The organism is Oricola nitratireducens (assembly GCF_014904745.1).
In the GTDB taxonomy this organism is placed as follows: Bacteria; Pseudomonadota; Alphaproteobacteria; order Rhizobiales; family Rhizobiaceae; genus Oricola; species Oricola nitratireducens.
Map to the genome: position 1 here is coordinate 70,558 of NZ_JACZCS010000008.1, position 13,649 is coordinate 84,206.

The following is a 13,649-nucleotide window of genomic DNA, read 5'->3' on the forward strand; positions in this document are numbered from 1 at the left end:
ATTATCAGAGCACTGTAACAGGGGAAATAAGCCGAAAGGCTGCTTAAACGATTGAATTTTTTTCAATCGTTTTAATCGCGTAAAAAATTGCAGTGAATGTTAAAATCTTTAATCGCGGCCACCCGGACATTCCCGCATTGACCGCCGTCAAGGCCGTTTCATCTTCCGCGGTTATCCTGCCGCAAACGACGTCTGCAAGCGAGGATGGGACGATGGTCAGGCTGATGCGCAGAATTCTGGCCGCCGTGGTGATCGTGCTCGTCGCGGCGGGCGTCGCGCTGGCGTGGCTCAACTGGCGGGTTCACCAGGAAACCGTGACGCCGCTGGAAACGCTCAATTCCGGCGGGACGGCGGGACGCGTGCTCGCGGTGCTGAGCCCGGGCTTGAGTTCTTTTCCCGCCGATGTCATGACCGCGTTCGACAAGGGGCTGGCCGAAAAGGGCTGGCGCGTCGACCACACAACGGCAAGCAGCGAGGCGACCACCGATATCGGTGCCTACGACCTGATCGTTCTGGCCGCTCCGGTCTATTTCAGCCGGGCCGCGCCGCCGCTGCAGGACTATGTCGGCCGGGTCGGCGATTTCGGCGGCAAGCAGATCGCGGTGCTGGTGACGGCGGGGGGCGATCCGGCGGAAGCCGTCGCGGCCACCAAGGCGCTGATCGCCGCGCATAACGGCACGCTTGCATGGATTTACGGTTACGCGGTCTACGAGCCGAACGATCCGGACGGAAAATACGAGGGCAGTAACACGGAACGCGCCGTCCGCATGGCGCATGACGCGGCGCTGGCGCTCGCCGGCACCCTGCCATGACCCGCCGGACTCCGTTCCTGCTGCGCGCCTCGCCGGACCTGCTGACGGGATTGCGGCTGGCGCTGGCGCCGGTGCTGTATCTGCTGATCGTCGGGGGCAGGGGCGACGCGGCTGCGGCATGCCTGGCGCTGGCGATGGTGACGGACGCGCTCGACGGGCCGCTGGCGCGGCATTTCGGCGTCGCGTCGCGGGCCGGCGCGCATTTCGACTTCTGGGCGGATTTCGTGTTGATCGAGGCGGTGTTCTCGGCTTTCGCCATGTCCGGGGCGGGGCCGTGGGCGATACCGCTGCTGACGGCAATCGCCTTCGGCTTCTTTGTCGCGACCGTGCGGCTAACGCCCGCGATCTACGACCCGATCGGCCGCAATATCGGCGGCATATTGATGGGGTCGGCCTTCAGCGTGCTGGCGCTGCGCGACCTGTTGGTCGCGCAGGCGGCTTTCATGGTGGCGCTCGGCGCGCTGACGCTGACGCTTTGCGCGCGGGCGGCGTTCGTGGCCGGCGCCGTCAGGCGCTCAGCGCCGTGACGCCCGGCAGTTCCTTGCCTTCCATCCATTCGAGGAAGGCGCCGCCTGCCGTCGAGACATAGGTGAACTGGTCGGCCACTCCGGCGTGGTTGAGGGCGGAGACGGTGTCGCCGCCGCCGGCAACCGAAACCAGCTTGCCGGCGACCGTCTGCTCGGCAGCAAATTTCGCGGCCGCGACGGTTGCGGCGTCGAAGGGTTCGATTTCGAAGGCGCCGAGCGGTCCGTTCCAGACCAGCGTCTTCGCCTTGTCGATCCAGCCATTGATCAGCATGACGGAGGCGGGGCCGACATCGAGGATCATGGCGTCGGACGGCACGGCGGAGACGTCGACGGTGTCGTTGTCGGCACCGGCCTTGAATTCGCGCGCGACGACCGCGTCGACCGGCAGGACGATGGCGCAGCCGGAGGCATCCGCCTCCTTCATGATCGCGTTGGCGGTGCCGGCGAGATCATGCTCGCACAGGGACTTGCCGACATCGACGCCCTTGGCGGCGAGGAAGGTGTTGGCCATGCCGCCGCCGATCACCAGCGCGTCGACGCGTTTAACGAGGTTCTGCAGCAGGTCGATCTTGGTCGACACCTTGGCGCCGCCGACGATGGCGACGACCGGTTTTTCGGGCGAGCCGAGGCCTTTTTCCAAGGCTTCCAGCTCCGCCTGCATGGTGCGTCCGGCATAGGCGGGCAGCAGGCGGGCGATGCCCTCTGTCGAGGCGTGGGCGCGGTGGGCGGCGGAAAAGGCGTCGTTGACATAGATGTCGCCGTTCTCGGCCATTGCCCTGGCGAGGTCCGGGTCGTTCTTTTCCTCGCCGGGATGGAAGCGGGTGTTTTCGAGCAGGACGACGTCGCCGTCGGCCATCTCGCCGATTTCCTTTTTGGCTTCATCGCCGGTGCAGTCGGTGGCGAAATCGACGCGGTGGTCGAGCTCTTCCTCCAGCGCCTGGGCGACGGGGCGCAGCGACATCTCGGGGACCACCTTGCCCTTGGGGCGACCGAAATGGGCGAGCAGGATGACCCTGGCGCCCTTCCGCGACAGTTCCGAGATCGTCGGGACGATGCGTTCGATGCGGGTGCGGTCGGTGACGATGCCGTCGGCCATGGGCACGTTGAGATCGACGCGCACGAGCACGCGTTTGCCGGCCAGATCGGCGGGAAGATCGTCAAGCGTCTTGAAGCTCATTTACCCTCTCCCTGTTTGGATGGAACGTCCTATAGCCTTGGCGGGCGGGGCCAAGCAATGCGTCATATGTGCCGTGCCGGATCGCCCGGACACGGATCGTCAGTCCTTCGTCTTCGATTCCGGCTCGATGGTGCAGCCGCGCCAGATGCAGCGCAGCTTCCAGAAAAGCGCGAGCGCGATGAGGACGATCAGGGCGGTGGCGGCGAGCGAGGGCATGAGGTCAATATTAGAGCCGAGGCTCGGCAATGTCAGCTCCGGGCCCAAACTGCCGATTCCAATGTCCGGGATGGAGGCCGGCTACCAGGCTTATGCGGGGATTGCATCCCGGGAAGCAGAAAAGGCGACGCTCGCATCCCGGCTCGGGGGCAAACCGAATTTCCTCGAGTAGTCGCGGCTGAAATGCGTCGGGCTTTCGTAGCCCACGGCGTAGGCGGCCTCGGAAACCGTATGGTCCGCCAGCAAGACCTTCGCCTCGATCAGGCGAAGATCCTTTTGATATTGCAGCGGCGTCGTGCCCGTGACCGACTTGAAGTGTTCGTGAAAGGACGACGCGCTCATGCCCGCGGTTTTCGCCAGGTCCGCGACGCTGAGCGGAGACCGATATTCGGCTCTCACCTTTCGGATGGCCTTTGCGACCCGGCTGGCGTGGCTGTCCGCGACAAGCAGATTCCGCAGCATCTTTCCGATCGGTGAGAGCAAAAGGCGGTAGTGAATTTCGCGCCGGATCGAGGGCCCGAGGACTTTTGCGTCCAGCGGGTTTTCGATCAGCTCAAAGTATCTGACCAGCGGCGCAAGCCAAGCCGGATCGGCCGGCCCTGCGGATAGGGACCGGGCGTCGTCGTCTGGCGCCAGCGCATCGGCAACCTGATCGTAGAGGCTCCGAACCAGTCCCAGATCGAGCGACAGGATCGCCGCGAGATATGGTTCCTCGACGCTCGCGCCGGTTATCCGGGAAACGACGGGCAGGTCGTGGCTGACAAGCAACGCATCGCCCGGGTGCAGGTTCACGGACTGATTGCCGATGGAGGTGACTTTGCTACCTTGAAGGATCAGGCAGACGACCGGTTCGTATATCACGGCCTCGATGTCGCTTTCCGCTTCCCTGCGGAGAATGGACAGACCCGGCAAAAGCTTAAATGCTTCCGGCGCGGTAACGGAATAGTGGTTGCACAGATCGGTGAGGCGTGAAAGATCTATGTGTTGCTCCATGCCTGCGGTCCCTATCAGACTTCGCATGTCGATGCAGCCAATAATTCTCTGGTTTGGAGGAATTAGCAGATCTTGTGGAGGATGTGGCAGGCGCGGAAGGACATTCCCTTCTATTTGTTTTCACCACAGACATCGTCGGAAACAGGGAGCGTCCAATGTCGTCCATTCAGACCCAGTTCCTCGAACTCGCGGCTCATCACGCCAGATATGACCAGATCGACCCGACCTCGGCGCTGAAGGACAGCGCGTCGGACAAGGTCGTCTTCATCGCAGGCGCGTCCCGGGGGATTGGTCAGGCCACCGCCGTTGCTTTCGCCGAGGCCGGCGCCAGGGCGGTCTATCTCACAGCAAGGTCGGAAAACGCTCTTAAGGAGACGCGAGACCTGGTCAAGCAGGCCAATCCGGAAACGCAATGTGCCTTTTTCGTTTGCGATGTCACCAGCGCGGAACAGGTCAAGGCCGCAGTGGAGGATTGCGTGGCGCAGTTCGGCGGCATCGACGCGGCGGACGCGAATGCCGGTTATCTCGGCCCGTGGACGAAAATCGGCGAGTCCGACCCGGAGGGCTGGTGGCGAAGCTTCGACGTAAACGTGAAGGGCACCTATCACGTGATCCGCTTCACGCTTCCCCATCTCATCCAATCCGCGAAGAGGCGCGCCGCCGAAGGTCGGAGCGGCGGTCATCTCATCCTGCTCTCGTCGATCGGCGCACAACTGCTGATGAAGGGGGCGTCCGACTACCAGACCTCGAAGCATGCCATCAATCGCCTTTGCGAGTTCGTCCAGAGCGATCACGACGAAGACGGCATCAAATGCTTCGCCATCCATCCTGGCGGCGTCGCGACCGAACTCGGGTTGAAAATGCCAGAAGACTTGCACGCCTATCTCGACGACAAGCCGGACCTGGCGGCCAGCTTCGCGGTCTGGCTTTGCTCCGGCAAGGCGGACTGGGCCAAGGGCCGGTATCTGAGCGCAACCTGGGATGTCGGAGAACTCACCGCGCTCAAGGACGAGATCCTGCGGGACGATCTGTTGGTGAACCGTCTGCGCGCCAAGGCGTGACGCTTCGGGCGAGGGGCACCCAGGGCGAACTCGGAACCGCAGTTCCTGCTGCGGCGGGAGGAGCAAGGCGGCCTTGCCGTCTTGCTCACGAGCCTTTGGCCCGGCCCTTCGCCGAAGCGTGGAAATCCATGTAGGCGCGCTGGATCGCAATCTGGTCGGCGATGAACCGGGCGTCGTGCCAGACGCCCCAGATGAAGGACGAGCCCCGCCGCGACTGCCATGGCAGGCCGACGAAATAAACCCCGGGCTCCTTCGAGACGCCGCGTTGGTGGATCGGCCTGCCCTTCTCGTCGAAGGTGTCGACCTTCAGCCAGCCATAGTCGAAGGCAAAGCCGGTCGCCCAGATGATCGTCGTGATCCCGGCTTCGGCCAGGTTCAGTTCGAGGATCGGATCGGTCAGGCAGTCCGGGTCTGGTCCGATGACATGGGCCTCCGGCTCTTCGGGAAGGTCGAGACCGTTGCTGGCGATATAGGCGTCGGCCTCGTCGAGTACGGAGAGATAATTCGCATCCCCGCGGGCGATGTTGCGCGCGAGGTCCGGCGCAAACGACATCGCGCCGTCGCTGTAGCCCTCGGCCCGGCCAAGCAACGTGATGCCGGTTTCGGCAAGGCGCCGGAAGTCGACCGTCTTGCCGCCATCGGCTCCGCTCACCGCGATCGTGACATGTTCAGCGCCCGCCGCGGGCGTCACGGCATCCCATTTGCCGAGGACGCCAAGCCACCAGCAGTAATCCATGCCGCGATAGCCGCGCGGCGGCCTGTCGTGCGGGCCGACCGAGAGGTAGACGCGCCTGCCGGACTGCCGCAATTCGTCGGCGATCTGGGTTCCCGACGATCCCGCACCAATCACCAGAACCGCGCCCTCGGGCAGCTGGCCGGGATTGCGGTAGCCGGTGGAGTGGATCTGCAGCACGCCCGCGCCTTCGGGAACCATGTCCGGGACGATCGGGCGCTGGAACGCCCCGGTGGCGGCGACCACATAGGTGGCCTCGATCGGGCCGGCCGACGTCTCGACGCGGAAACCCGGCCGGCCTTCATTGCGGGTGACCGACGTCACCTCGACGCCGGTGCGGATCGGCGCGGCGATCTTTTGCGCGTAGGCATCAAAATAGTCGGCGACACTCTCCTTCGGCGCGAAGCCGTCGGGATCGATCTCGTCGAATGTCATGCCCGGAAACCGGTCGTGCCAGGCCGGTCCGTTGGCGACCAGCGAGTCCCATCTTTCGGAGCGCCAGCGCTCGGCGATCCGGCCGCGTTCGAGCACAAGATGCGAAATGCCGGCCCTGCCCAGGTGCTCGCTCATAGCCACCCCGGCCTGGCCGCCGCCCACGACGAGAACCTCGGTCTTTTCGATCGGCATGTCGGCGCCCTCTTTACGGCTTGTTTCATTCATCGCCCGGTACTCCGTAGGACGGCGCTTGCGTCGGGTCCTCGGCGCGCTGGACATAGGCAGCCATCTGCGGGCGGTAGACGTCCCAGGCGGCGCGCAGCATCCCGATCGGTTCGTCCGCCCAGTCGATGCGCAGGTCGGCGAGCGGCCATGACAGCCGGTCCGCCACCTTTAGCCCCGCCGAACGAACAGGTCCGGCCTCGCCGCCGGCGGCAAGCCCCGTTTCCAACGCGGCCATCAGCCGGTCGCCGAGGTGGCCTTGCGCGCCCTCGAATGCAGCGACCATGGCAGCGGGAACGCCCTCATCGGCAAGGAGATTGCCGCCCGCGGCGCAATCGCGGCCCTTCGCCTCGCCCCAGAGGCCCAGTACCTGGCGCCCGGAGTGGATGGCCACCGCCCCCGCGGCGTCCACGACCATCAGCTGGCGGTAGTCGATATGCGGCCTTCCGGCGGTGATATCGGCAAGCGCCCGCGCCGCCGGAAGGCCGGCCTCGAGCCGGTCCAGCAGCAGGGAGCCAAGCGCCGGGTCGGTGACGTTCTGGCTCGCCACCGCGCCGACGCCCGCGCGCACATGGGCGCAGCGCGCCGCCACGGCGGGGGACGACGAGGAAATCACCATGCCGAACTGCCCTGTCCGGGCGCATCGGGCGATAAGGGAAAAGGTCATGCCGGACTCCGCACCATCAATCGGGGATGACGGCGGTGCCGTCGATCTCGACCAGCCAGTCCGGGCGGGCGAGCGCGGTCACGACCACTCCGGTCGAGACGGGATAGACGTCCTTGATGTATTCGCCCATCGTCCGGTAGACCGCCTCGCGGTGGCGCACGTCGGTGAGGTAGACCACGACTTTGCACAGATGCTCCATGGAGCCGCCGCACTCCTCGAGAAGCTGGCGGATGTTCTGCATCACCTTGTGGGTCTGTTCGACCGGGTCGTGGCTGTCGATGTTCTTTGCCGTATCGAGATCCTGCGGGCACTGGCCGCGCAGGAACACCATCCGTCCCCGGGCGACGACGGCCTGGCAGAGGTCGTTGTCCAGCTTCTGTTCGGGGTAGGTGTCCCTGGTGTTGAACTTCCGGTGGCGCGTGTGGGCCATGGTCTCGTTTCCTGGTTCGGTCTTCAAAGAGGGGTATCGTTGGCCGGAGAGACACTGAACCTCTCCAAGGCAGCATCGAGCATCGCGTCGCAGGCGACAAGCTCGGCTTTCGCGATGAATTCGTCCGGCCGGTGGCCCTGCGCCATGTCGCCGGGACCGCAGACCACGACGGGCACGCCGAGCTTCTGCGCGAACAGGCCGCCCTCGGTGCCGAAGCTGAGCCTGCAGTCGGGCGTCCCGGAAGGCAGGCATTCGGCGAAGACGCGCACGGCGGGGGCATCACGGTCGGCGGCAAGTCCGGGATAGCGGCCTGTCTCCGTCACGGTCAGGCCGGCTTCCGGGAAGGTGGCGCGATGCGGCGCGACGATTTTCGCCGCCGCGTCGTGGAGGCGCGCCGCCAGGCCACCGGCGTCGTCGGCCGCGAGCACTCGGATTTCCATCAGCAGCTCCGCGCTATCCGGCACGAAATTGACCACCGTTCCGCCCGTCAGCCTGCCGACATGCACCGTCGCGTAGGGCACCGAATATCCGTCCTCGCGCGGACCGTACACAGCGATCTCGTCCTGCAGGCCGCGCATCGCCGCCATGAAGTCGCCGGCCAGATGCAGGGCGTTGAGCGCCAGCGGGGCTTCCGCCGAATGGCGCGCCACGCCTCTGGCCTCGATCGTGAACGCCATCTTGCCCTTGTGTCCCAGTCCGAGGCGCATTGAAGTGGGCTCGCCCACGACCACGAGATCGGGCCTGATATTGCGTGCGGAAATGGCGTCCAGCATCGGGCGGACCCCGATGCAGCCGATCTCCTCGTCATAGGAAAACGCCAGCCACAAGGGCCGCGCCAGCGTGCGGGAGCCGGCCCGTTCCGCCAGCGCCAGCATGGCGGCGACGAAGCCCTTCATGTCGGTCGCGCCGCGCCCGTAGAGCCGGTCGCCCTTGTCCGTCAGTTCGAAGGGCGGCATTGTCCAGGTCTGGCCGTCGACGGGAACGGCGTCGAGATGGCCGGACAGCATCAGGCCGCCGGGCAGATCGGGGCCCAAACGGGCGAGCAGAGCCGCCTTCGTTTCCGTTTCGTCGGGAAACCGGGTGCAGACGGCGCCCGCGGCCACCAAGGCAGCCTCGATCTCCGCGACAAGCGGCAGGTTCGTCTCGGCGCTGACGGTGGCATGGCCGACCAGTCGCGCCAGCCAGTCGTGGGTCGGGGTTGTCAAGATCGCGATACCTCGTTGCCATCATCCAGTAGCAAATTGGCCGGGGCAAGCAAGACGAGGACCCGCGGATCGCAGAATTGCCGCGTGGCCCAAGAAAAAAGCCGCCCGGAGACCGGGCGGCTTTTTCGATTTCCGTTTTTCGGCTTGCTTAGATCAGCTTGCCCATCGCGATGGCCGTATCGGCCATGCGGTTGGAGAAGCCCCACTCATTGTCGTACCAGGACAGGACCGAGACCATCGTGCCGTCCATGACCTTGGTCTGGTCGAGCGCGACCGTCGAGGAATGCGGATCGTGGTTGAAGTCGATGGAGACGTTCGGATGGGTCGTGTAGCCGAGGATGCCCTTCAGGCGGCCGTCGGCGGCCGCGACGAGGGCGTCGTTGATCGCCTCGACCGTGACCGGCTTGGACGGAATGAACTTGAAGTCAACCAGCGAGACGTTGGGCGTCGGCACGCGCACCGAAATGCCGTCGAGCTTTCCGGCGAGATCGGGGATGACCAGACCGATCGCCTTGGCGGCGCCGGTCGAGGTCGGGATCTGGCTCATCGCCGCCGCACGGCCGCGGTAGAGATCCTTGTGCATCGTATCCAGCGTCGGCTGGTCGCCGGTGTAGGAGTGGATCGTCGTCATCATGCCGCGTTCGATGCCGAAGGTGGAGTGCAGCACGTCGACGAGCGGCGCCAGGCAATTGGTGGTGCAGGACGCGTTGGAGACGACGAGGTCGTCCTTGGTCAGCACGCCGTGGTTGACGCCGTAGACGATGGTCTTGTCGGCGCCGGAGGCCGGAGCGGAAACCAGAACGCGCTTGGCGCCGGCTTCCAGATGCAGCGCCGCCTTTTCCCTGGCTGTGAAGATGCCGGTGCATTCCATGACGATGTCGATGCCGAGTTCGCCCCAGGGGAGATTTTTCGGATCGCGCTCGGCGAAGACCTTGAAGCTGTCGCCGCCCTCGATATGGATCGTGTCGCCCTTCACCTCGACGGATTTCGGGAACCGGCCGTGCACCGAGTCGTAGCGCATCAGGTGGGCGTTGGTCTCGACCGGGCCGAGATCGTTGATGGCAACGATGTCGATGTCCTTGCGGCCGGATTCGTAAATGGCGCGGACGACATTGCGGCCGATGCGGCCAAATCCGTTGATGGCGACTTTGACGGTCATGGAATTTCCTCCGTTACAATGGGGGGCGAAGTTACTGGTGTTGCCTGCCTGCGTGAATGCGTGTTTCAGCCGCAGCGACGACCGCCTCCGGCGTGATCCCGAAATGGGCGTAAAGCTGCTCGTAGGGGCCGGATGCGCCGAAGGAATCCATTCCGACGAAATCGCCGTCGGAGCCGATGACGGCGTCCCAGCCCTGGCGGATTCCGGCCTCGACGGCGATGCGGACCGGTGCGCTTCCGATCATCGCCTTGCGGTAATCCTCCGACTGCTGGCGGAAGAGGTCAAGGCTCGGCACGGAGACGACCCGGGTCGGGTGGCCGTTGGCTTCGAGGGCTTCCTTCGCCTTCATCGCGATTTCGACTTCCGAACCGGAGGCGAAGATCGACACGACGGCGTCGTCGCTGGCCGGCGCCAGTTCATAGGCGCCATTGGCGCAACGGTTGTCGGCCGAGAACTCGGTGCGCAGCGCCGGCAGGTTCTGCCGGGTCAGTGCCAGGGTCGAGGGGGTCGTGACGGTTTCCAGCGCGATCTGCCAGCATTCCGCGGTTTCCATCGCGTCGGCCGGGCGGAAAACGGTGTGGTTCGGGATCGCGCGCAGGGCGGCGAGATGCTCGACCGGCTGGTGCGTCGGGCCGTCCTCGCCAAGGCCGATGGAATCATGCGTCATGACGAAAATGGAGCGGATTCCCATCAGCGAGGCGAGGCGCATCGCGGGGCGCGCGTAGTCGGAAAAGACGAGGAACGTGCCGCCATAGGGGATCAGGCCGCCATGCAGCGCGATGCCGTTCATGGCCGCGGCCATGCCGTGTTCGCGGATGCCGTAATGGAGATAGCGGCCGGAGAAATCGTCCGGCGTGATCGGCGCGGTCTGGCTCGTCCTGGTGTTGTTGGAGCCGGTCAGGTCGGCGGACCCCCCGAGCGTCTCGGTGACGACGGCGTTGACGACCTCGAGGGTCATCTCCGACGACTTGCGGGTCGCGACATTGGGCAGGTCGGCGGCGAGCTGCTTGCGCCAGGTCTCCATCGCCGAGCCGAAGGAGGCCGGAAGGTCGCCGCGCATGCGGCGCTCGAATTCGCCGCGAAGCGTCGCATCGGCCTCGCCGAGGCGTTTTTCCCAGGCGACGCGTTCCTTGCCGGCGTTCAGGCCGACGAGACGCCAGTCGTCGAGGATTTCGGACGGGATCTCGAAGGGCGCGGACTGCCAGCCGAGCGCCTTGCGGGCGCCGGCGATTTCCTCGGCGCCGAGCGGCGAACCGTGCGCCTTGGAGGTGCCGGCGCGGGTCGGAGCGCCGTAGCCGATGGTGGTGCGGCAGGCGATCAGCGTCGGGCGGTCGGACGAGCGCGCCTGTTCGACCGCGGTCGCGATGGCGTCCGGGTCATGGCCGTCGACCGAGAGCGTTTCCCAGCCCGAGGCCGCGAAGCGCGCCTGCTGGTCGGTCGAATCCGAGAGCGACACCTTGCCGTCGATGGAGATGCCGTTGTCGTCCCAGAAGACGATCAGCTTGTCGAGCTTGAGGTGGCCGGCAAGCGACAGGGCTTCCTGGCTGATGCCCTCCATCAGGCAGCCGTCGCCGGCAAGCACATAGGTATAATGGTCGACGAGATCGCGGCCGAATTCATCGGCGAGCTTGCGCTCGGCGATCGCCATGCCGACGGCGTTGGCCAGACCCTGGCCGAGCGGGCCGGTCGTCGTCTCGATGCCGGCGGCGTGGCCGTATTCCGGATGGCCGGCGGTTTTCGAGCCGATCTGACGGAAATTCCTGATCTCGTCGATCGTGATGTCCTCGTATCCGAGCAGGTAGAGCAGCGAATAGAGCAGCATGGAGCCATGGCCGGCCGACAGGACGAAGCGGTCGCGGTCGGGCCATTTCGGGTTCATCGGATCAAATTTCATGAACCGCGAAAACAATACGGTGGCGATGTCGGCCGCGCCCATCGGAAGGCCGGGGTGGCCGGAGTTCGCGGCTTGCACCGCGTCCATGGAAAGGAATCGGATCGCATTTGCCATCCGGTCGTGTTTTTCGCGTACCGTCATGAGTTTTCCTGTTTGTGCCGACCAGGCCGGGGCCGCTGCCGCGGGCCGTCTCGAACGAAATCGCGCGACACATAGCAGGTCGCCGAGACGAGTCAATAAAACGGCAGGGGGGCGTAGCCGGCGTCAACAGGCGGGGCTAGACGGCGCCTGTATACTCGCCACGTGCCGGATAATCGTTCCTGATCGCGAAATCGAGCGCGCCGACAAGTTCGGAGAAATGCGGCCGCACGAAGGGCATGGTCTGGACGGAACCGTAATACAGCGTTTGCGCGGGCGTCACCATGAAGAGGCCCGGTTCCGAAAACAGCGGCGGTTCCTCGATGCCGATCGACGTCTTGCCGCGGGACGTCGAGATGTAGAGCCCCCACTCGCGCGCCTTGGCGAGCGGCAGGCCATAGGCAAAGCGCAGTGTGTCCGCCCCGATCTTGTCGGCCATGGCGCGGGCCCGCTCCTCGCTGTCACTGCTGACCGCGATCGTGGCGACGCCGCGGTCGGCGAAATCGGCGACGCGTTTCTGGAACTCCGTCAGGTAGGTCGCGCAGATCGGACAATGCAGTCCGCGGTAAAAGCAGATGATCGTTCCGCGTTCGGATGGATCGGTCGTCAGGTCGAATACGCCGTGATCGAGTGTCGGCAGGTTCAGGTCGGGGGTTTTCTGGCGGGGCAGGAGCATGGATGATCCTCGGGGCGGGTTCAGGTTGCGTTGCCGCAAGAATACAGGTATCGATGTCTGATAAATCCTGAAAAACCGACCGTATCACCGATATGTCCGATTTCGACCGCCTGTCCACACTGATGGAACGCTTCAGCCTCGACGTCCGGCCCGCGCCGCTCGAAGCGGCGATGCTGGTGGTGGAAGGGCGCGGCGGCGTCGCCCGCAAGGCATTGCTGCGCACCGGCGCCTCCGGATTCGGGATCAGCGCCGACCGGATCGTTTTCGCGGCGGCCGTCGACTGGGGCGGCGCAGCCAACCCGCTGATGTCGGCGCTTCCGGAATTCGTCGAATTCGATCTGGAAAACGACGACGAAAGCCGGAGCCTGATCGCACTCGTCCAGTCGGAACTGACCGCCGATCGGTGTGGCTCGGGCTCGGTGGTCAACAGGCTTTGCGAGGTGCTTCTGGTGCGCATCCTGCGGGCGCAGATCGAGGCGGGATCGGCCGAACCCGGCCTGCTGGCGGGATTATCCGACCCGCGGATCAGCCGCGCCATCGTCGCCATGCACGACCAGCCCGGACGCCAGTGGCGCAACGAGGACCTGGCGCGGATCGCCGGCCTGTCGCTCAGCCGGTTCGCCGAAATCTTCACGACGACGGTCGGGGAACCACCGAGCGCCTATCTGCGCCAATGGCGGCTGATCCTGGCGCGGCAGGACGTTTCCAGAGGCCACCGGATCGACGCCATCGCGCGCCGCTACGGCTATGCCTCGCCGGAAGGATTTGCGCGGGCTTTCAGGAAACGCTTCGGCGAAAACCCGATCGCGTTGCGTCCCAGGCAGGCCGCGTGAGCCGCGCGTCCGCGTCCGGCCGCGACTTCCCCGCTGTTTCGTTGCCGGAGCGCCATTCTGTCCTGTGGGTTAATGCCGGCGGCATTTGAAAACGCGCCGTAAACTGGGTACCTTGACGCACTGCCTTATCGGGCAGGCGTAAAGCACTCAATTGAAAGGCGTTCGTCTTTCCCCGATTTAGTCGAGAGAATCCGGCATGGCTTCACAACAGACGCTTTCGGAGGTTTTGAACCGGCTGGACAAGGCCGTGGCGACGCTCGAGGACGCAATCGACCGGCAGATGGACGTGCGCGAGAACTACCGCGACGCCGAGGAAGAGGTCCAGAGGATGAATTCCGACCGGAGCCGTCTGGCCGGCGAGCTCGACGCGGCGGAATCGCGCTCCGAACGTCTCGAGGACGTCAACAAGGAAGTGTCGCGCCGCCTCGTCACCGCCATGGAAACCATTCGCGCGGTTCTCGACCGCTAGCA

Annotated in this window: 15 protein-coding genes; 5 read left to right on the forward strand and 10 right to left on the reverse strand. The window is 65.2% G+C overall.

Translation table 11 applies throughout. The features are described from left to right. The first annotated feature begins 212 nt into the window (after positions 1 to 212). A complete protein-coding gene (locus tag IG169_RS04555; RefSeq protein ID WP_193174980.1) occupies positions 213 to 812 on the forward strand; it encodes a flavodoxin family protein in 600 nt (199 codons plus the stop codon). Continuing rightward, positions 809 to 1,339, forward strand: coding sequence for a CDP-alcohol phosphatidyltransferase family protein (locus IG169_RS04560; RefSeq protein ID WP_193174981.1), 531 nt, complete (start codon positions 809 to 811; stop codon positions 1,337 to 1,339). Before IG169_RS04555 ends, IG169_RS04560 begins: the two co-directional genes overlap by 4 nt. Here the strand turns inward: IG169_RS04560 and IG169_RS04565 are convergent. From IG169_RS04565 to IG169_RS04575, 3 genes are all read right to left on the reverse strand, one after another. Continuing rightward, the gene (locus tag IG169_RS04565; RefSeq protein ID WP_193174982.1) at positions 1,320 to 2,516 is read right to left on the reverse strand and encodes a phosphoglycerate kinase; all 1,197 of its coding nucleotides are present in this window, start codon (positions 2,514 to 2,516) and stop codon (positions 1,320 to 1,322) included. The two genes, IG169_RS04560 and IG169_RS04565, sit on opposite strands and share 20 nt — an antisense overlap. 99 nt (positions 2,517 to 2,615) lie before the next feature. Then, a complete protein-coding gene (locus IG169_RS04570; protein ID WP_193174983.1) occupies positions 2,616 to 2,762 on the reverse strand; it encodes a hypothetical protein in 147 nt (48 codons plus the stop codon). 60 nt (positions 2,763 to 2,822) lie between these two features. After that, a complete protein-coding gene (locus tag IG169_RS04575) occupies positions 2,823 to 3,752 on the reverse strand; it encodes an AraC family transcriptional regulator (RefSeq protein ID WP_210325857.1) in 930 nt (309 codons plus the stop codon). A gap of 128 nt (positions 3,753 to 3,880) precedes the next feature. Here IG169_RS04575 and IG169_RS04580 point away from each other — a divergent pair, with 128 nt between their 5' ends. Next, positions 3,881 to 4,786 (forward strand): SDR family oxidoreductase, encoded by a 906-nt coding sequence (locus IG169_RS04580; protein WP_193174984.1) that lies wholly within the window; start codon positions 3,881 to 3,883, stop codon positions 4,784 to 4,786. A gap of 85 nt (positions 4,787 to 4,871) precedes the next feature. On the opposite strand, the gene IG169_RS04585 is transcribed toward IG169_RS04580, so the two are convergent. From IG169_RS04585 to IG169_RS04615, 7 genes are all read right to left on the reverse strand, one after another. Continuing rightward, a complete protein-coding gene (locus IG169_RS04585; protein WP_193175224.1) occupies positions 4,872 to 6,146 on the reverse strand; it encodes a flavin-containing monooxygenase in 1,275 nt (424 codons plus the stop codon). A 25-nt stretch (positions 6,147 to 6,171) separates the two neighbouring features. Then, a complete protein-coding gene (locus IG169_RS04590; protein ID WP_193174985.1) occupies positions 6,172 to 6,843 on the reverse strand; it encodes a DUF1028 domain-containing protein in 672 nt (223 codons plus the stop codon). A gap of 16 nt (positions 6,844 to 6,859) precedes the next feature. Continuing rightward, positions 6,860 to 7,273, reverse strand: coding sequence for a RidA family protein (locus tag IG169_RS04595; protein WP_193174986.1), 414 nt, complete (start codon positions 7,271 to 7,273; stop codon positions 6,860 to 6,862). A 23-nt stretch (positions 7,274 to 7,296) separates the two neighbouring features. Next, positions 7,297 to 8,478: an acetylornithine deacetylase gene (argE, locus tag IG169_RS04600; RefSeq protein ID WP_210325858.1), complete on the reverse strand. Its 1,182-nt coding sequence runs from the start codon at positions 8,476 to 8,478 to the stop codon at positions 7,297 to 7,299. A gap of 148 nt (positions 8,479 to 8,626) precedes the next feature. Then, positions 8,627 to 9,637 (reverse strand): type I glyceraldehyde-3-phosphate dehydrogenase, encoded by a 1,011-nt coding sequence (gene gap / locus IG169_RS04605; protein WP_193174987.1) that lies wholly within the window; start codon positions 9,635 to 9,637, stop codon positions 8,627 to 8,629. Between the two features lie 31 nt (positions 9,638 to 9,668). Continuing rightward, the gene (gene tkt, locus IG169_RS04610) at positions 9,669 to 11,672 is read right to left on the reverse strand and encodes a transketolase (protein WP_193174988.1); all 2,004 of its coding nucleotides are present in this window, start codon (positions 11,670 to 11,672) and stop codon (positions 9,669 to 9,671) included. A 136-nt stretch (positions 11,673 to 11,808) separates the two neighbouring features. Next, positions 11,809 to 12,345, reverse strand: coding sequence for a peroxiredoxin-like family protein (locus tag IG169_RS04615; RefSeq protein WP_193174989.1), 537 nt, complete (start codon positions 12,343 to 12,345; stop codon positions 11,809 to 11,811). A gap of 92 nt (positions 12,346 to 12,437) precedes the next feature. Here IG169_RS04615 and IG169_RS04620 point away from each other — a divergent pair, with 92 nt between their 5' ends. Both IG169_RS04620 and IG169_RS04625 read left to right on the forward strand, forming a co-directional pair. After that, entirely contained in the window at positions 12,438 to 13,178 is a 741-nt protein-coding gene (locus tag IG169_RS04620; protein ID WP_246717129.1) for a helix-turn-helix transcriptional regulator, read from the forward strand. A gap of 196 nt (positions 13,179 to 13,374) precedes the next feature. Next, positions 13,375 to 13,647, forward strand: coding sequence for a DUF4164 domain-containing protein (locus IG169_RS04625; RefSeq protein ID WP_193174990.1), 273 nt, complete (start codon positions 13,375 to 13,377; stop codon positions 13,645 to 13,647). Positions 13,648 to 13,649: the final 2 nt, after the last annotated feature.